The following is a 20,483-nucleotide window of genomic DNA, read 5'->3' as shown; positions in this document are numbered from 1 at the left end:
TATCGAGTCAGGTTGGTTAGAATTGAGTTGCAGAGGGCTGAGTTAAATTCTAAAAAACGTCATCCTCCAAGTTAATCGATCTGGAACCAAGTAAAGGGAATTGTCATTTGCCCTTGAGATGGTCTTACGACAAAGCGTGCAAAAGGCTATTTGGATGTTGAAAGTTCTAATTAGGGAGATGAAAATAAAATAATCGTTAGGGAAAGTTGGAACTAGAGGATCTTTTAACATAGGTTCATTCAAGAGGTTTAAATTGAAGGAAGGGTATTTTGAATATATTTTCACGTGCTATCATGCTATGTACTTTATGAAAGGTCATTATGCTTTTACAGAATTTACGGTGATCACCGCCTTACCGAAAAAGACGATACCAATTTCCCCAACCCATCGTAAACACCAAGAGCAGATCCAGGTAGAAAGTCGCGGTGCAGCGTTGCCCACAAATTAGATGCATTCTTCTGTTCTCATGGTTTTATTATCATTACCCCATAAGGTCAATAAGGGGATGCTCCACATACTCCAGTACTTGTTTATCAAATATAATTATTTTGTTCGCTAAGCAATTTCTTGTTTTCTCAGGATTTATCCGCCAGGCAGTCAATCACCATAAATCATGCTTCATGAAACACCAAAATCCTCCGTGGGATTCATTGTAACAGTGCCATGCCAGATGTTCAGAAAATGAAGAATCATGACATTGACCTGTTAAAAAAAAGCTCAAATGTGAAGGGTAATGAGTAAGAAGATCCATTTTTTCAACATTCGTTGAATTCTGAAAACCACCGTGTTAAAATTTGGGAGCACCAGCAATCATTTTACGTATTTACATATTAATAGGGCCCTATTATTCAGAAGATTGCTAGATTTTTTTGCATCTAGACTTTAGTGATTTACTGCGTAAAAATAAAATTAATAGGAGTGGAGCTAAGTTAATGGGTGTAGATACTCATGCAAGTACAAAGAATAAATTAAAAGTTGATTATGTCTTTAAAGATGCAGAGAATCAACTTCTGACTAATAAATTTTTGGATTTAAAATGCAATCCCTATGAAGATTACGCTTCTTTTCGTTCGGAAATAGAAAGCATTGTGGAAAACGATGATGAAATAAAGGATATTGTGGAAAAAATAAAAGCTGCCGGCAATAGGATCTGGAAGGAAGAACCATACTTATATCTACAAAACTGCCCTATAGATAAAGATGTTCCTATTTTTGACCATGAATCACCAGTTCAATCAAAGAGGGAGCTTAAAAAAACATATGTTGGGGAAGGTTTCCTTCAATTCTATGCACAAGTAATGGAAATTCCAGCTATTGGATATATAAATGTAAACGATGGCGATGTCTTTCAAGATATTTATCCAATGAAATCTTTATCAGAAACACAATCACAAAAAGCACTGGTAGCTTTAGGATTTCATAAAGACTTAGCAAATCATTTCGTTCGACCTGATTTTGTGAATATGTTATCAATGAGGGCATATGAAGGGAATCAGATCTTTACGACATTCGTCAAAAATATCGATTTAATTCAGAAACTTGATTCTTCTGATTTACATTTGATGCGTCAAGAGCTATTCTATACACCTTTTGATGATTTATCGACATATGGTAATCGTACTGAGTTAGGGCGTGCAAAAAATCACGCTATCCTATTGAATGAAGAAGAATTTGATATTGCATATTTTGAAAATCGGACAGTTGGTCTTACAGAAGAAGCACAGGAAGTTGTAGATAAAATAAAAGTTTTATTACATGAATTAAAGGCTCCACACCTACTAAAAGCGGGGGAGTTTATTTCCTTGTCAAACAATCATTCTATCCATGGCAAGGATGTTGAAGAAATCACGGATGTGGAAAAGCAAAGGACTCGTTGGATAATGAAAACCGTCAATTTGTGGAATTTAGAAGTACACAAAGAGCACTATGTTGACGGTACAGATTGCATTGTAAATGGATAAATAATAAATCTGTCGGGATTTAACGCCCGACAGGTTTATTTCCTCTAATAGCTTTGAATTTAAAATACATACTAAGTAACCTAAAGGAGGACAGCGTTATTGATTTTCCAATACGCTAAATTACTATGAATAATAGGCTTCTTCAAAGTACTTTTGAACTTATGGTAACTATCTATCCCAATAACATTGCAATAAAAGATAAAGATATGGTCATATCATATAAAGAATTAGATAATTGGGCAAATGCTCTTGCCCATTTGCTTATATTGAAGGGTATTAACGAGGGAGACCGTGTTGCTATCGCATCAGAAAGATCCATTTCATTAATAGCTGCTATGCTTGCAACGCTAAAAGCGGGTGCTGCGTACGTACCACTTGACCCTTCTTATCCAATAGACAGACTGAGGTATTGTATTGAAAAAGCAGAAGTAAATGTATTAATGACTGATGGTTCTGTCCCAGATTTAACCTTTAATCTCAATTCAATAGATTTAAGGGAGCATTCCAAAATTAGAGCGGCAGATCCTCCAATAGTTCTGATAAATGATGAAACACCAGCTTATATCATTTTCACATCGGGTTCTACCGGAAGACCAAAAGGTGTAGTTATCCCGCATCGTGCCATCGTCAATCATATGCAATGGATGCAAAAAGAATTTTCTTGGTCTAAGGATGATGTTTTTTTACAAAAAACTGCATCGGGATTCGATGCTTCCGTTTGGGAGATATTTGCACCACTATCGTCTGGGGCTACCATGGTTATTGGATCATCCAACCCATTTGATATTGCAACTGATATCAAAAGGCATAATGTAACAGTTGTACAGTTTGTACCAACTGTACTTAAATTATTGTCAGAACAAGAATTATTATCTGATTTTACATCTTTACGTCTTTTGTTTTGCGGTGGAGAATCCTTGCAAACATCATTAGTAAAGAAAATCCAAAAGAATTTACCCATACCGATTATAAATTTATATGGTCCTACGGAAGCAGCTATTGATACTACTTATCGAGTTTGTTTGCCAGATGAAAATCATTTTTTTAGAGAAATCGATCTGGGAAAGCCAATCGATAATGCTTCCGTACATGTTGTGGATGAAGGGTTGAATATTTTAGGTACTGGTTGCGAAGGAGAACTACTGATTTCAGGTGAAGGTCTGGCGCTGGGGTATTTTGGTCTACCGGATGTTACAAAAGAGAAGTTCGTAATATGTCCTTCTACAGGTCAATTGTCTTACCTCACTGGAGATCTTGTTTATATTAGAGAAGATGGTAATTACGAATTTCGAGGCCGTAAAGATTTACAAATAAAGTTAAGAGGGCTTCGTATAGAACTTGGTGAAATTGAAGAAACCATACGAGAAGCATCGTTCGTAAAAGATATAGTTGTAGAAGTTCGTGAAGAACTCGAAGAACAATGGCTTGTAGCTTATATACGCTGTGATTCTACGGCTTGGAATGAGATTGAGTTAAGAAGCTATATAGAAAAACGTTTGCCTTCCTATATGATTCCTAATTTTTTTGTTCAGATGGATAGTTTTCCTTATTTAGAGAATGGGAAAATGAATCGACGGGAATTATCCTTAATACCTTTTAGAAGTAATAATGATTTTGAAGGACTTCATGATAAATGGGAGCAAGTTATTGCGAATATTTGGGAAGATGTTATTGGGGAAAAAGTTCCTTCTGCCACAACTACATTTGCCTCAGTAGGAGGGCATTCATTACTGGCCATTCGATTAGCAAACCTTCTTTCCACTGAGTTTCAGATATCGTTAACACATGGATTTGTCTTTTTGTATCCAACAATCCGAAAACAAGCAGATTATCTGAAAAAGAATAATTTAAAGAATAGAAAGAATTCTGAAGTACCTAAGAAACTGGACAAGATAAACCAAGAATTTGATGGTAATCTTGAAGCACCATTATCTTTGGGACAACAGGGGATACTATTCTTTGAACAGGAAAAAGGAGCATCTCAATATCATATAGCGTTTCTGTTACACTTTGAAAAAGGTAAAACTGCAAAAATAGAAAAAGCAATTTCCCATTTACGCAGAAGACATCCGATTTTATCATCACGAATTATTTTAACTAACAATGGTGAATATATACAAAAATACGACAGCTCACTTAATTCGGGAATAAGGGAATATCCAGTTACGGAAGCGAACCTAAGAAAAGTAATTCAAACTGAAGCACAGAGCAAATTTGAATTAAATAAGGGAGGATTTCGTGCCTCATTATTTAGTACTGATAAGGCGGAATATTTATTATTAACTTTCCATCATCTAATAGTTGATGGTTGGTCATCACAGTTATTTGTAGACGAGTTACATCAACTTATTGAAGCTGATCTAGTGGTAAATAAGGAACGGAATGCTGCATTTTTCGAATTTGCACATCATCAAAATTCAATGGATTTTAGTGAGGGTCTTAAGTTTTGGAAGGAGTATCTAGAACGGATTCCAAATAAATCAAGATTCTCAACAAGCATGATGAAGGGCAGTACCCAAACATTAAATGGAAAACATATAAAGTTCTCACTACCAAAAGAACTAGAGCAAAAGATACTATCTTTTAGTCAGAATACATCAATTACAGAATTCTCCATTCATCTAGCAATGGCAGCTTATGTCCTTGCTAAAATGAGTGGTCAACGAGATATCTGCATTGGGGTGCCAGTGGCTAATAGAACCTATGAACAGGATTTTGAAGCAATTGGTAATTATGTTAATGTTGTGCCGTTTAGAATGAACTTTACTGATGATGCCACATTGAAAAGTATTTCCGAAAAGATTGCACAGGATTACGCCGAGATCATAAAGTATGAGCATATTCCCATAGAAAAAATCATTCCTTCTGTTCTAAAGAGTAGAGATAGTGACTATCGGCCACTATTTCAGGTTATGTTTGTATACAATAGATTTTTGAAAAAGCAACCCTATACGCAATTTAAAATGGAATCGGTCTTAAGTGATACTTCCAAATGCGATCTTAGTTTTATCATAGAACATGATGGAGAGAATTCAACATTCACTATAGAATACTGTAACGACTTATTTACGGATCATGTAATCTCAGAAGTGAAGCAAGAATGGATCTCTCAAATGGAAAAAATAGCTGATGAAACAATCAAACTTGAAATTCAAGAAAATAGTATTGAAGCTACAAAGATAGAGAATGACAAAAACTATCATACAGATAAAGAAACCTTAATGAAAGTTCAAATCATATGGAAGGATATCTTCAGAAACTCAGACGACGATATAAATAGTAACTTTTTTGAAATAGGTGGCCATTCGTTGTTAGCCATGAAATTCATTGCTCAACTAAATAAGAAATTCGAGCTAACTTTGCCAGTATCTATTGTATTTGATTATCCAACTATACAAGGAATAGCCCATGTTATAACAAACTCCATTAAACCTAATGGCGTAGTACACGTCTCACCAGCTGAGAATCGCCAAAAAATATGGTTCATTCACCCAGCCGGAGGGGCACTTTGGTGTTATAAAGAAATGGCTGCGGAATTAAATGAAATGTTTGACGTATGGGGAATAGAAAGTGCGGAGATTCCCGAAAGTGATAAATTTGAAGATGATTTATTAAATATGGCTAAACGATATGCTTCTTATATTTTATCTGTTCAACCTGAAGGGCCATATTATATTACAGGCTATTCGTTCGGTGGTAATGTGGCTTATGAAATAGTCCGTTCCTTTGAGGCTGAAGGAAGAGACGTTGGTTTGTTAACATTATTGGACTGTCATTTCAGTAAAGCTCGTGATTTTGACAAAATGGAATTTGTTAAATCGTATGCATTAAAGATTACAAACGGGGCAAATGGTAAGTTTAATCCTGATGAGTTAACCCTTATGGACAAAGAAGAACTATTGGAATTCCTTTTAAACTTAGGAAAAGATGGCGGTCATCTCCATATGGACGCAGAAGTTGAGGATGTTAAGAGTGGCTTGGGAATTTGGGAGGCAAATAATATCGCCATTCATCGCTACAATATTTCAGGAACTTTTCATGGTAAAGTACTGTTTATACGAGCTGAAGAAAATGAGCATGATACGACTGTAGGTTGGGAAAATTACTTGGTTGGGGAACTAACAGTGCGTTCAGTTCCAGCTCAACACTTTACGATTTATAAATCTCCAAATGCTGAAAATGTTGCTAAGATCATTATGGGACAAGTTGCTTCTCTTAGATATGTATAAATTTAAGGAAAAAGGGTTTTAAGTATGAAAAAAAATCAAATGCGTTGGAGATTTTTTGCTGAGGGTATTCAAAACACATTATTTTATATGCTATTTCCATTTATTGTTTTATATTTAAACGATGCTTGGAACCCTTACCTAGCATCTGTTAGTTTAGCCATAATTTCAGTATTGGGTGTTATATCAGGGATTTGGGGCGGGATCTTTGCAGATAGGATAGGGAGAAGACCTATGATGATATCTTCAAGTATAGGTTTTCTGCTTGCGACCATATTATTTATCATTGGAAGAATAGTTGGAAGTAATATAATGGTATTTGGCAGCTTCGGTTTAATGAGTATAGCTTATTCTTCATATTTACCTGCAGGAAGAGCTTATATATCTGATTGGCTCGATGAAAAGGAACAAAAGAAGGCTTATGTATTCACCTACCAAATATTCAATGTTGCGGTGACGCTTGGTCCTCTTATAGGGAGTTTTATATTTGATTCAATGCCTATTTGGTTTATCGGTACATCCTTAGTATCTGTTCTGACTTTAGTGTATATATCACTATGGAAAACTCCAGAATTTCAGGTCAATAGAAAATTAGGTAATGAAGAAAGAATAGATTCAAATGGTAAGTTTACAAAAGCAGTAGTTCTGATTGGAAAAGATAAACGTCTTTTAATTTTTGTTGTTGCCAGTGTATTTGCAGCTCAAGCCTTCATGCAGTTAGAAATATTGCTTCCTTCAACTTTACTGGATAGTTTCACTGGAAGCACATCAATATTCGGTTTTTCAATCAATGCTTCCCAAAACTATGCTTCATTGTTAATGACGAATGGCGTTTTGGTAATTATTTTAGGCAGTATGGCGGCTAGGCTTTCTTCAAAGTACAGCACGCGTTTTGGATTTGTAGGTTCCAGTATATTATATGCTTTCGCTATGGTTATCTTTGGTTTTTCTCAAAACTATATGGGTTTTTTTATAGGAGTCTTAATCCTTACAGTAGCTGAACTACTTGTTGTAAGTACACAGGATTCTTACATTGCCGGTATTGCACCTGCCAACCAAAAAGCACAGTACTTTGCCGCGGCAAATATTCGATATTCAATAAGTCGAATATTTGCTCCACAGTTACTAGCATTCGTACCATTGATTCGGCATGAGGGAGCTTTTCTGGTCGCAGCTTTTTCTTCCTTAATAAGCGCTTGTTTATTTTTCATGCTTTTTCAAAAAAGAATATTAGCTTATAATTCAAAAGTGGGACAGAGCATCTCGGAGAAAATATAAAAAAGGCAGAAAAATTCTGCCTTTTTTTGACTTCTACATAGTAATATAAAGTTAATTAAAGTGCTTGCAATTTATTCAGTAAATTCTTCAATTCTATAATATCGATATCATCTGGGAATTCTAAATGATTTTCATTTTCGTTATTAATACAAACACTTAGGGGATACCCAGGCCTAAGATAGTATAACTTAAAAAGATAGTTAGACGTATCTCCAATTTGGATGCCCAGTGTTTTTAGTTTTGAAAATTCCTCTGTGGGTATTTCTAAACTATATTGATTACTTCCATTCAAGATTGAAAAAGTATTTGGGGGAACCAAAAAACCTGAACCTATACACTTTAACCAGCTTTCCTTCAGCGTCCACATTTTAAAGAAAATCTCGATATGTAAGTCTTTGGGTGATTTAAATAAGTACCTAAATTCTTTACTGCTGAAAGTACTTTTGGTAATTTCATGGATATTAAAATTTTTGATTTCTTCTATATCAATGCCTATGGGATCATTATGAATGCCAACAACAACCCAATCACCTGAATGGGAAATATTAAAGTGAAGTCTTCCTCCTACTAGATTGGGTTTCCCGTTTTTATCTAAGACAAAGTGGATATCTTGAAACGGTTCTTTTAAAATGTCACTTATGAACCACTTAGCTAATAGCTCCCCAAATAACGAACGGTATTTATCGTTTTTCTTTTGTAATTTGTGTATGCTTATTTGTCTTTGTTTAGGTAACAAATTGAGCATTTCTTCATAAGTAATCTGATTTAAATTAATTGGTAATCTTAAAGCAATAATCTTCACTTTTAATCTCCTTATTTACCCCTATATCGGAGGTGCGAGGATCATTTGTGTAGAGCTGTGCGAACTCCGGGGGAGACAGGATTCTCAATTGTCCTTACTATGATCGTCGTTACTGGTGATGTCATTTTTGTTTAAAAATTCAATAATTCCATTCACCAATCCAGGGGATAATGGCAGTTCGGAATTTGTATAGGTTGCTAAATTTCCCTTTCGATCTGCAGGGGCTTCTTTCAATATATGATTCATCTTTTCAAGTATAAGTAACTCAGAATCGCTTTTTTCCTTATGTAACGCTCGTGCGTTAGCAGCAGGCACCTGAATGTCTCTATTGCCGTTTACGATTAGAACAGGGATATTCAGTTCCTTTACTGATTCTATCGGGTCATATTGAATCCAAGAAATCATGTAAGGCTGAACGGAAGGACGGAATACACTTTGCAAATCAGCACTGACTGTCTCGACTTGTTTTCCTTGCTTTAGCTTTGCCAGTATATCCTTGGATTCCGTTAATAACGTCGGTGTAAGTTGCTCTCCAAGCTGTTTAATGAGTACTTGGTCAATAGGTTCGCCTGCACCCGCTAATGAAATGAATATGTCTGTTTCTGTTTTCTTTGCAGCTGCCATTCCAATTAAAGAGCCTTCACTATGGCCGATGATGCCGACTTTGGAAAACCGGCCATCTTTTTTGGCAAATTGAACCCAAGCAGCTGCATCATCAATATATTGTTCAAATCTCAGGTCCTTTTCATTTCCTGCCAATTGCATATTTTCACCAATTCCGCGCTTATCATACCTAATGCTTGCGATGCCTTTTTCAGCAAGACTTTCGGCTAGCATTTTCAAACTATTATTTTTCCCGGGATTTGCAATGGTGTTACCATCTTTATCGGTCGGACCGGAACCCGCAATTATAATCATCACAGGAAAAGGCCCTTCATTTTTTGGTGTTTCTAAAAGGCCTTTAATGGTTCCGTTCTTCAAGTCGGCCTGCACGATTTCACCTGATTCTTTTTCTTCAGCTGCCTGATCATCGGATTTCTTAAACAATTCAAAGGGGAACGTTTGCCCTTTTTGAACAAATGTTCCGGCAATCCTTTCCTGATCTACTTTCCCATCAAACGTTATTTGCTGATTTTGGATTTTCATATCAAAAAACAAGTCTGACTTACTTAACTTTACACTTGTTAGGGGAAATTCATTCAACCCTTGTACAGGAATACTAATCGTTCCATTTTCCTTCATAAAATGAACAATGAATGGAAGCGGTTGATTTGGAATCTTAATCTCTCCCTCCCACCTGCCTTCAATAGCTTTCAGCGAGCTCCCTTCCTTAGATTTCTTTTCCATCTGTACCATGTCCTCGGTGCTGCACCCTACCATTAATACAAATGCACTTACGATAATACATATAATCGAAAAAGGTCTTTTCATTTGAGCTATTTCCTTTCTTTAAATAATTAGGGAAAAAAGGTATTTTTTTATTAGAACATCTACCTTTTTTTGTTTCAGTCATTCATATCCGTCTTCATTATAAGTAAGTCCCACTATAAATATCCAATATTTTCCCTTGAGGTTGCGTTTATTCTTCCGTTGTATCCTTTTAAATGGTGGTACTTAAGGGTGAACTGAGGGGGTAAAAAATATCGATGTGACATTCAAACGGTCAGTTTTAATCGAAGGCGTTTAAGCCGGTGTTGTTTTCATGGTACTTTAGAATTTTCGAATCAAACATTGACATCTAAAAGAAACTCTTTTAGAGTGGATGTGTAAATTAAATATCCTCGTTAGGTGAGGCTCCTGTGTAGGAGATACGCTACTGCCCAAAAATGTCGAAAGACGCCAATGGGTCAACAGAAACCATCGACATAAGGTGGTTTTTAATGTAGCTGGCTTTGTCCTATGCCACACAGTGCTAAAGCTCTACGAATGGAGGAACTGGATTTATGCTTGTATTTGTCATTCAGTCGTATACGGCTGTTTGAATTTGTCATCCAGACAAGGTACGCATATACCGTATTTGAACACCTTCATTTGTAATGGGGGTGTTTTTATTTTTACAAGAGGTGAGGATAGTGGATAACTATTCACGATGAGCTTAATGAAACTTGAATGAACACAAAGATTTTAGATGGGGAATAATAATATTTTTTTACTCTTATTATTTAAGGGAAATATTTTTTAGCTCCCTAAAAAGGAGTGAGTGACGAAATGATAAAAGTCCTGACGGAAGATCAAATAACTTTACAAATCATAAAAGTTTTAAAAGAAGGAAAAAAGAAAGAGTTCCAAGCAATAGTAGAAGAACTCCAACCATATGACATTGCGCGAATTTTTGAGGGGCTGCCAGAAAAACACCATACTCGTTTCTTGTTATTACTTGATTCAGATCAAATCGCTGAACTGATTCAAGAAGTTGAGAAAGTACATCAATTAAAAATCCTTAGTAAATTAGGAATTGAGAAATCCGGCCATGTAATGGATTTAATGGATAATGATGATCTAGCTTCATTGTTAGAGGACCTATCCCCAGGGAAAATCGAAGAACTTCTTTCAGGCATGAAACAAGAAGAATCAAAAATCGTTCAAAATATCATGAATTATCCCCCTGAAACGGCCGGGCGAATAATGACAAACCGCTTTGTATGGATTCCCCAACATTATACGGTTCGTGAAGCTGTTGAAAAACTGAAGATCTTTGCGGAGTTTTCGGAAACGATCAACTATCTTTATGTTATTGATAATGATAAAAAATTAGTAGGTGTTGTGTCATATCGGGATTTAATAATAAATGATGAATCTGAAAAAATTCAAGATATTATGTATAGCCGGGTTATTTCCGTATCTGCTTATGAAGACCAAGAAGAGGTGGCTCGTGTTATTGAGCGATATGATTTTTTAGCAATTCCTGTAGTTGAAAAAAATAATGGGTTATTAGGAATTGTAACCGTCGATGATATTATTGATGTTGTCATTAAGGAAGCGAATGAAGATATTGAAAAATTATCGGCATCCGGTAAAGCCATAGACTTTGACACGAAGGCGCACGTGGCCGCATACCGTCGGCTACCCTGGCTTATTTTACTTTTATTTATCGGATTAGTGTCTGGAACCATTATAAGCGGTTTTGAGGAAACATTGTCCAAAGTTGTTGCACTTGCTTTCTTTATGCCCATGATCGCGGGGATGACTGGAAATACAGGTACTCAATCTTTAGCTGTTGTTGTAAGAGGCCTAATCACCAGTGATACGGATAAAGGAGTCGTAACCAGGCTTATTATTCGGGAACTGAAAGTTGGATTGATAATAGGTATTACCTGTGGAATATTAATTTCCATCATAGCTTATATTTGGCAGGGAAATCCCGTTCTGGGATTAGTGGTTGGAAGTTCGCTGGTGATGACCCTAATTATCGGGACCTTAGCTGGGACCATTATTCCTCTGATCTTATATAAATTCAACATCGATCCTGCAGTTGCCTCTGGTCCGTTAATTACAACACTAAATGATATACTCTCGTTACTTATTTACTTTGGGATTGCAACGATGTTTATTTCAAAATTGATGTAGACTATCCATTTCCATTAAACTAAGTTCACATTTTCAAGGACGTACATGGACTTCATGTTTTCAGTACAAACTATCCAGGCTGACATTTTATAAAAATAGTGTATTTCTAGCTGCGGCCTTTTCTTGGTATACAAACAAGGAAAGGCCGTTAAATTTTCCAGGAAGTGCTAGATACATTATTTATTCTTAAAATGAACATTGGAGGCAACAAAGCCTTTTACTCATGAGCTTTATATAGATGAAAGACATGGACATAATAGCTTGTAGTGAGTTTGAGGTTTTCAGGAAAGTCCGCATAAGGAGTTTTTTGGGAGCAATAGCCAATCATATTCTTTGACCTATGAACTTTATCAGTGATACGCTTCTTTTCGAAATTACGTATTCAAAACCAAGGAGGAACAATGATGACACAAACCAAACAACAAATAATCACCCTGGCAAACCGTCCAAAAGGTATGCCTTCGAAAGGGGATTTTAACTTTGTTGAGCGTGAAGTTCCCACACCAAAAGATAATGAAATTTTAGTGCGTACACTATATTTATCTGTCGATCCATACATGCGTGGCAGAATGCAAGATACTAAATCATATATTGCTCCATTTGAATTGAATAAGGTTATCACGGGTGGCGTTGTTGCTGAAGTGGTTGAGTCCAAATCGAGTTCCTTCAAACTGGGGGATGTCGTTGTTGGGAATATCGACTGGGCAGAATACACAGTTGTCACCGAAAAGGAAATCCGCGTGATTGATCCCAAGGTGGCTCCGGTCACAACTCATTTAGGGATTCTTGGAATGACCGGTTTAACTGCTTACTTTGGTTTGCTTGATATTGGTAAACCTCAAGAGGGTGAAACTGTAGTGGTTTCAGGAGCGGCTGGAGCTGTTGGTTCAGTAGTCGGACAAATTGCTAAGATTAAAGGTGCAAAGGTTGTTGGCATCGCTGGTTCAGATGAAAAACTTGAGTACTTAACGAAAGAGCTTGGATTTGATGGAGCGGTAAATTATAAAAGTGATAGTTTTGCGACAGATTTAGCTAATGCTGTTCCAGATGGAGTGGATGTTTATTTCGATAATGTGGGCGGCGAGGTTTCCGATGCTGTTTTCGCACTTTTGAATGCGAATGCCCGAATTCCATTATGCGGAGCGATTTCCTCATATAACGCAGAAGGGAAAGATCTAGGACCGCGTTTGCAATCGGCGATGATCAAAACAAGTGCACTTATGAAAGGTTTCACAATTGGAAATTATGCCGCTAGATTCCAAGAGGGTGCTACGGATTTAGGCAAGTGGCTTCAAGAAGGAAAATTGAAGTATGAAGAAACGATTATTGAAGGGTTCGAAAACACACCTGATGCATTTTTAGGCTTGTTTAAAGGAACGAACCTCGGTAAACAGCTTGTAAAAGTTGCGGAACCTGAATTCGCTCAACTATAAGATTTTGGAAATAAAACTGAGGAATGTCCTTTGTCGTGATCTTTAAGCAGTTTATAAAAGCGGCTTTTTTTCGCTATTCAAACGGGGAAAGGCTGTTTTCCTTTTCATAATAAGATATAATTCCAGATTGTAGACAAACTCGATGAAATCGGGTTTGTCTAATTTAAACGTTGCCTCCAGGCGGGCGGTCCGCCCGGCGCCTTTGCCCCTGCCGAGGTATCCCCTGGACGTGCTTTTCCCGCAGGAATCTCGCACACCGCTACAATCTACTTTGCTGTAAAATAGAACCCCTTTTGACTACAAACTGATCATCCTTCATACCTTTAGTGGTATCTTTTTATCCATATGAAGGATATTATTTATTATTTCAAGTCCCCTCATCAGACATACCCTTCACTGCTGAGTCAATAGAATCATTAGCGGTCTCCAAGGTATCCCTTGGTGAGATATTTACAAACAAGGCTAGTCTGGAATCTATTTGGCAAAAAAGCTCGCTCAGCTGCTGTATGTTTTCGAAACCATGGCGATAGCGGCAGGTAAAGGTAGTTCACATACTAATAAAGGAGTGGCCGAAATGGAAGATATTCAAAGATCCGCCTGGGAATTTTGGATCTTCGAGAAGCGCTTCAGTTTTGCGGAGGAACAAGTGGCTAATCTATCTATTGATTCTAATAAGGGAGTTCATATTGACCTCCATTCATTTAAGGGTGATTTCTTCGCCTCTGTTAATAGGATTGAATTATAGAAAAGTCTGTAAAAATGCCGGTTTTCATTATAAAATGTACTTAGAAACAGAAAGGTGATGAACCATGTCAAACGTTGCTAAATTTCGTGATTTTTTAACTAGTGAGAAAATCTATATGAATGAGTTGAATGAAGATGGCACCACCTTTTTTAGAGCTGAGCAAAAGTTAAAGGACGGCTGGAAGGTCCTTTTAGTATTTGCATTCAATCAAGATGAAAATGTGGCGGACTTATTTTGCTTTAATGTCGCAGAGTTGAAGAACCCTGAAAAGAAACAGGATGTACATACACTGTTGAATGAATATAATGCTAATTTTAGGTATTCCAAGCTGTATGAAGAAAATGGGACCATTTCCATCCGGTATTCATACTCCATTGAGCGGGATATCGTACCGGATCTGGCTTTCAGGAAGTTAATCATGCTGCTTGAAACGGCACAGCAGGTTTATCCGCGGCTAATGGAAGTCATTTGGTCTTAAATCATCAGATAGGATGAAAAAGTTCTCTGAATCAGGGGACTTTTTAACATCTTTACTAGAGTGAATGAATATATTAACGTTACAATACATTAATTATTAAATTTTTTTAAAAGAACTATTGCATTTTTTCACATTAAACTATATAATTAATTTTGTTGGTAATTCGACAAAGTTCTACAAGGATATGCGGGTGTAGTTTAGTGGTAAAACCTCAGCCTTCCAAGCTGATGATGAGGGTTCGATTCCCTTCACCCGCTCCAATACATACTCATAACGTAGGGTTTCGTTACCTGGAGAACGAAGCTTTGCGTTTAAATATTTTCACAAGAATTCTACTGTTTACAGTGGGATTTTTTTATTGTCCAAATGCCATTTCCATCTCTTTTTACCTACATTTAAATACGAATTGATGGGACGGGATGGGGATTAATATGGACAAAGATAACCATTGCATAGGTATCTGTTCCAATTTCGAACTTAATTTGGTGGAGAGATTGAAGAATTAGGAACCGATGAATGGATATTAATAATACGAAGGTCTTGATTACTTCTACCGTAACAAGGGTCGTGTTTCTGATGAACTGGCGCACTAGTATAATGAATCTTAAAATAAAACATTTTTTAAGATACCTCCCATCTTTAAAACATGGTACTAATTTTATACAGCATACACTTGTTCAAAAGTGATTACCTACATTAGTGGAATCAATTTGGACAGGTGTATGCTTTTTTGCTTTCCAGCCCGCCATAATGCCCCTTTCCATCTCTATTTAAAAGGGATCATTATAGTGGTAAAACAAAGTGTTTATGTGATTCGTAATAAAAACCATTTATTCCATGAATTAAGACCCATGACTAAATAATCATACAGAACTCCAAGGTAGAAAGCCGTCCATGGCTACAGTTCTATTAACAATTGCTGAAAATCCTTAAATTTCCCATCGTTTTTTTAATTCCTGATTCGTCTGCGTTTAAATTATTTACAGAAAATTACTAGAGGTAAGCATGTGAACAATTCTTTTATTTGATATTTTACATTAATAATAACTGTAAAAAAATGTCGATAACTTTATCTTCTAAATTTTCAAAAAAATGCTATTATTATTTTTGAAATCAAGAGGAGGTGACAGGAAAATGGAATTTAAGGATTTGACTCGAATTCATCTTGATAAACCAAAAGAGGGTATCGTGTTAGCTGCTAACGGTGCTGGGCAAGCAATTAAAAAGCCACAACAATAAAATTATTCATATAAAGGACAGCTATGGGTATAGCTGTCCTTTATATGAATTTTATTAGAGGAGAAATATAAATGGAAAAAATTCCGTATCAAATAAATGATGGTGGTATCGTTGCTTTACTTCCTGATGGTAGGGTGGAATTTTTAAACAGGCATATTGAAAGTGAAATAATTCGAATAAATAAGGGGGAAATTGCCAACTTTGATTTCGAACCATACATCATCTATGATCCTCTTGTAAAATTGGAAGAATTTCATTTAAGTGCTCCGGCTATTGCGTTCATAGAAACAACCAACCTGTGTAATTTAAGATGTAAGCACTGTTATGCTGATTCAGCCTTTAAGAGACCGAACGAGATGTCCACTGAAAGAATTTTAAGCCTGATCGATGAATTCGAAAGTTTGGGAGTCTTGCAATTATTCTTGACAGGCGGAGAAATTTTCTCGCATCCTGATGCTGTAAAAATTATTAACTATGCATTAGAAAAACCTTTTTCGACTCAGATTTTCACTAATGGCCTATTAATAACAGAAGAAATACTGGCAGGAATTAAACCAGGTGCATCATTCTTTATCAGTTTTGATACTGCCGTTCCTGAAAGAACAATTAGGGGAGGGATGAACTATCCAAAACTTAAACGTGCTTTCGAATGGATGAAAAAATATGGTCATACATTACGGACAGCGGTATCTGTACATAGTCAAAACTTAGATGATATAGAGGATATTTTTCAGTGGTGTGTAGATAATGAATATCCTAGGCCGCAGTGGTTAGAAACCCATCCAGTAGGAAGAGCTTTATTACATCCGGATATGTTATTAAAAATCGATGATATTGACAGAGTATTCAATATTTATAGGCGTTGTATGGAACGTTTTAGTCAAGGGCCGGAAGATTACGATGTATTGATTAACCAAGAAGTTATGGATTCAACTGCTGCTGAAGTTTATTCAGTCCAAACAATAAGTTTTTGCCAAAGGTTAGAGGAAGCTACAGGTCAAGAAAAATGCGGAAGGTCATTCGTATATATCAACAGTGCGGGAGATGTATATCCTTGTAGTAATTGTATGGCAGGTAAATTATATGCAGGGGGAAATATACAAGAAAGCAGCTTTAAAGATGTATGGGACCGCGGTTTTTCTGGCTTTCGTTCAATAACGTTCAACGACTATGAATCTTGTACAAGTTGTGAAGTATATAAAGAAGGAATTTGGTGCCAGTTTAGGTGCCCTCCTCTTGCTAAAAATGTTTCAAATAATGAAAAAGGTTGTGGAGCTACAGAATACATTAAGAACTTCATGTTAAAAACGAATGAATATTGGGATGAAAGAAAAAACAATAATATCAAATTAACTTTAACGGCTAAAAAATCATTATAGAAGGTGGTTATTAAATGTCTATAAAATTAAATGAAGCTGAAAGCAATGAACTTAATTTGGGGAAATTATTGGAAAAGCATCCTGAACTTCAAATCGAAAAAAATGATTACAACATAAATGTTACCGCAAATTATGGCGAAAAGTTGACTGAAGAGGAAGTGTATCAAAAGTATCTTTTACATGATGGTGCTGAGAAACCCACTCACTTATATTTTCATGTACCTATATGTTCATATATCTGTCATTTCTGTAATTATGTTAAACAACTATTGCCTGAAGATGGTAACCAAATTGAAGTGTTAGACCAATGGACAGAATTACTAATAGAAGAATCTAACCGCTATTTGAAAAATGTAGGATGGATAAGTAGAGCTAAAATAGAATCATTTTACATGGGTGGCGGCACCTCATCTTTGTTAAGCCCTGCCCATTTAAAAAAGATAATAAGTCATGTTAGGGAAAATTATCATGTGAGTGATGATTGTGAATTGTCTCTTGAAGGTAATCCGGACAACTATCAAAATGATGAACTTGAACACGCAATAGAAATAGGTTTCAATCGTTTTAGCGTTGGTGTCCAATCTCTGCAGAATGAAGTGAATCAATTTGTAGGAAGAAAACATGATAGGGATATGTCACTTAATGCAATTCAAAAACTGCTTGCAACAGATAAACCATTTAATGTGGATATTATGTTCGGATTGCCTTATCAAACGCCGAAGTCAGTTGCAGCCGATATTAGGGTTTTGTGTGGGTTAGGTGTGCCTACTATAACAATCTATCGATTGAGAAATGCCGATAGGCAGAGTATGGGGATAGGTAATCGTTCAGCTTGGAATATCCCTTCAGTTCGTGAAAAAATTGAAGAAAAGGGGTTATTCCCCACTCTGCTTCAAACTTATGAGATGCGGGAAGAAATCTTGAAAGTTTTTATGGAATTTGGCTATCAACCTAGTCCTTGTGGGTGGTGGAGTAAGCCGAATGTTTATCCTGAAGGCAATATACCCCGGGTTTCCCGGAATAAATGGCAGCGTTATGATTCGATGATTGCATATGGTCCAGGAGCATATGGCTGGTTAACCGGAGGAAGTGACCAAGTTATTCAAACACATAATATTCCTGATATAAAAAAGTATATTGAGCATATGAAAAATGATGATAATGTTCCACTAGCTTACGGTCGATTATTATCTGGTCATGAAGCTGTTGCCTCAGCTTTGGGCTTTAATTTTAAATCAAATCAACCCATTGATTTAGTCCGCTTCCGAAATCAGTATGGTGTCGATTTGTTAGAAGACGAACCGTATCAAACCATATTCAGTGAATTAGAACAAAAAGAACTTGTTTCAATAAATGAAGTAGAGAATGTAATCCTGCCGACTGTTAATGGGGAGGCGTTACACGAGGAAATCATTAGTGTATATTTCCACCAAAAAATCGGTTCTTATTCTGAGCCGTTATGTCGTAGATTTTAGGTGATTACATGGAAGTTCATCAAATGCATATTGAGTCAACAATAATAAGAATGAAAGTGAGCATACCTGAAAATGCAAAGGGCCTTTGCATAATTGTACCATCGGGGCAATTCGGGAAATTTAATGAAGAGGGTGCAGAAGGTGAACTAGCATTTTATTCTTCCCTTTTTTCAGCACTGCCCACTCTAGGTTATGGAGTATTACAGCCTGATATGCCAGTAAGAAATGATAGGAAGGCCCCTGCTACCATGGAACATATTACCGAACGCGAGAACGTCTTGAAAAATTGTTTGAACTCGTCCATTGTTAAGAATTTTGGTTGGGATCGAATTGTAGTAATCGGCATGTCACTTGGCAGTCAAATCGTTTTAAAAAATTTGAATAAACCGTATGCAGGGGCGGCACTTATAGGATGCGTGATTGAGAGTGAACCGGTTAATTATGGCCTGGTTAACAATATTCATTTAATCTATGGATCACATGATTATATAGCATATATGGGTGATGAAGGAGAACTGTTACCAATCCCTCCTGAAGATTATTCTAATACATCACTAAAATTCTTGGAAGAAGCAGGTGTGAAAAATGCTTCATGCACCATTCTTGAAGGTTATGGACATACTCTAGCAATCAAAGAGGAAACTCAAGAAAAGCCGGTGGACTTTTTAATATCTTTGCTAAATAAATGGATAGATAAAACTGGAAAGTGGAGGTAAACAAAAATGAAGAATGTTAGCAGTGAGAGATTTGATAAAATTGCAACTCAATACTCAACTAGTGAAGTTCATAAAATGAGTCAAACAATTAAATTGGCACATGAAAAAAGTGAAAATTGGGATATTGGAAAAATTTGTGATATAGCATGTGGAGCTGGACATTTCGGTCTTTCCTTCAGTCATATCAGCACTAATATAACGGCTGTTGACCCATCGAAAAATATGCTGGATATTTCAAAATCTTCCGCAGAGAAAAAGGGAATCACCAATTACAAGACTATTCATGGGTTTGCTGAAGAATTGCCCATTCCTGATGAAACGTTTGATTTGGTCATTTCCAGATTAGCACCTCACCATTTTAATGATATACAAAAGGCCATTAGTGAAATGTATAGGATCACAAATCCTGGAGGGCATGTAATCATTATAGATTTAGCTGGATATGATAATCATGAGATTGATAAATTTAATCATAAGCTAGAACTTTTACACGATCCTACTCACATTAAAAGTTATAGTGCCGAAGATTGGAAGCGCATATTTGATCAGAGCGACTATAAGAATGTTGAAATAATTAAGGATCAATCAGAATCTCAAACAGGGGTTCCGGTAAAACGTTGGTGTGAAATAGCTAGTTCAGGGATTGAGGCAGAACATGCCATTCGAGATGCATTGAATGATGCTCCATTGAGTTACTTGGAGGAAATGGGTATTAAAAAGATCGAGAATGAATTTTATTTTCCCATTAAAACAAACCTAATATTGGCTGAAAAGGTAAAAAATCATGCCGATCATTAAATTTTACAGTCCAGACTCTTGCCCGGATACAAATATCTTAAGTGATATTTGTAACCGGGTAACAGATCATCTTGATATACCAGTAGGGCATGCATGGGCATTTTGGCATCAACAGGAAAGTTTTCATAAACCAGAATGGGGTTTGAATGGTAACAATGCTCCAGTGATTATGATTTATTGTAAAAATTCCTATAATAAACAACAAATAAAAGGGATTATAGAGATTATTAGTAATGTAATTACCCAAGCTTGTAGCTGTGATAAAGAGAGTATATATATTTCATGTTTTCGAATAGAGCCTGGTCATTTAATGGTAAGAGGTGAATTATGGGAAGGGAATTAATGATTGTTAAATGAATCCATTTTGAATTTAAACTTTGCATGTT

Annotated in this window: 14 protein-coding genes, 1 tRNA gene and 1 riboswitch; of the genes, 13 read left to right on the top strand and 2 right to left on the bottom strand. The window is 36.2% G+C overall.

The features are described from left to right. The first annotated feature begins 932 nt into the window (after positions 1 to 932). The 3 genes from IOC57_RS02895 (at position 933) to IOC57_RS02885 (ending at position 7,465) form a co-directional block, all read left to right on the top strand. Positions 933 to 1,961 (top strand): hypothetical protein, encoded by a 1,029-nt coding sequence (locus IOC57_RS02895; RefSeq protein ID WP_207437334.1) that lies wholly within the window; start codon positions 933 to 935, stop codon positions 1,959 to 1,961. Positions 1,962 to 2,086: 125 nt separating this feature from the next. Then, a complete protein-coding gene (locus IOC57_RS02890) occupies positions 2,087 to 6,190 on the top strand; it encodes a non-ribosomal peptide synthetase (RefSeq protein ID WP_207437333.1) in 4,104 nt (1,367 codons plus the stop codon). A gap of 24 nt (positions 6,191 to 6,214) precedes the next feature. After that, a complete protein-coding gene (locus IOC57_RS02885; RefSeq protein ID WP_207437332.1) occupies positions 6,215 to 7,465 on the top strand; it encodes an MFS transporter in 1,251 nt (416 codons plus the stop codon). A 55-nt stretch (positions 7,466 to 7,520) separates the two neighbouring features. On the opposite strand, the gene IOC57_RS02880 is transcribed toward IOC57_RS02885, so the two are convergent. Next, a complete protein-coding gene (locus tag IOC57_RS02880; protein ID WP_207437331.1) occupies positions 7,521 to 8,267 on the bottom strand; it encodes a 4'-phosphopantetheinyl transferase family protein in 747 nt (248 codons plus the stop codon). 84 nt (positions 8,268 to 8,351) lie between these two features. Then, positions 8,352 to 9,698: an alpha/beta hydrolase family protein gene (locus IOC57_RS02875; RefSeq protein ID WP_207437330.1), complete on the bottom strand. Its 1,347-nt coding sequence runs from the start codon at positions 9,696 to 9,698 to the stop codon at positions 8,352 to 8,354. A gap of 342 nt (positions 9,699 to 10,040) precedes the next feature. Beyond that, a riboswitch (M-box (ykoK) riboswitch) is annotated at positions 10,041 to 10,206 on the top strand. Between the two features lie 269 nt (positions 10,207 to 10,475). On the opposite strand from IOC57_RS02875, the gene mgtE reads away from it, so the two are divergent. From mgtE to IOC57_RS02825, 10 genes are all read left to right on the top strand, one after another. Then, on the top strand, positions 10,476 to 11,834 hold the full coding sequence (mgtE, locus tag IOC57_RS02870; protein WP_207437329.1) for a magnesium transporter: 1,359 nt from the start codon (positions 10,476 to 10,478) through the stop codon (positions 11,832 to 11,834). Between the two features lie 404 nt (positions 11,835 to 12,238). Then, entirely contained in the window at positions 12,239 to 13,267 is a 1,029-nt protein-coding gene (locus IOC57_RS02865; RefSeq protein ID WP_207437328.1) for an NADP-dependent oxidoreductase, read from the top strand. Between the two features lie 478 nt (positions 13,268 to 13,745). Further along, positions 13,746 to 14,012 carry a hypothetical protein gene (locus tag IOC57_RS02860; protein WP_207437327.1) on the top strand — a complete coding sequence of 89 codons (267 nt, stop codon included), beginning with the start codon at positions 13,746 to 13,748 and terminating at the stop codon, positions 14,010 to 14,012. A 64-nt stretch (positions 14,013 to 14,076) separates the two neighbouring features. After that, the gene (locus tag IOC57_RS02855; RefSeq protein ID WP_141993796.1) at positions 14,077 to 14,490 is read left to right on the top strand and encodes a YbjN domain-containing protein; all 414 of its coding nucleotides are present in this window, start codon (positions 14,077 to 14,079) and stop codon (positions 14,488 to 14,490) included. Between the two features lie 186 nt (positions 14,491 to 14,676). Continuing rightward, positions 14,677 to 14,750, top strand: a tRNA-Gly gene (locus IOC57_RS02850). A 1,050-nt stretch (positions 14,751 to 15,800) separates the two neighbouring features. After that, on the top strand, positions 15,801 to 17,108 hold the full coding sequence (locus tag IOC57_RS02845; RefSeq protein WP_207437326.1) for a radical SAM/SPASM domain-containing protein: 1,308 nt from the start codon (positions 15,801 to 15,803) through the stop codon (positions 17,106 to 17,108). A 14-nt stretch (positions 17,109 to 17,122) separates the two neighbouring features. Continuing rightward, a complete protein-coding gene (locus IOC57_RS02840) occupies positions 17,123 to 18,583 on the top strand; it encodes a radical SAM protein (RefSeq protein ID WP_207437325.1) in 1,461 nt (486 codons plus the stop codon). An 8-nt stretch (positions 18,584 to 18,591) separates the two neighbouring features. Further along, complete coding sequence (locus IOC57_RS02835; RefSeq protein ID WP_207437324.1) at positions 18,592 to 19,299, top strand: hypothetical protein; 708 nt, start codon at positions 18,592 to 18,594, stop codon at positions 19,297 to 19,299. Between the two features lie 6 nt (positions 19,300 to 19,305). After that, entirely contained in the window at positions 19,306 to 20,097 is a 792-nt protein-coding gene (locus tag IOC57_RS02830) for a class I SAM-dependent methyltransferase (RefSeq protein WP_207437323.1), read from the top strand. Continuing rightward, a complete protein-coding gene (locus IOC57_RS02825; protein ID WP_207437322.1) occupies positions 20,084 to 20,440 on the top strand; it encodes a tautomerase family protein in 357 nt (118 codons plus the stop codon). Before IOC57_RS02830 ends, IOC57_RS02825 begins: the two co-directional genes overlap by 14 nt. The last annotated feature ends 43 nt before the right edge of the window (positions 20,441 to 20,483 follow it).

This window comes from Bacillus sp. SD075 (assembly GCF_017355165.1).
In the GTDB taxonomy this organism is placed as follows: Bacteria; Bacillota; Bacilli; order Bacillales; family DSM-1321; genus Peribacillus.
This window is presented reverse-complemented; position numbering and strand designations above follow the sequence as displayed.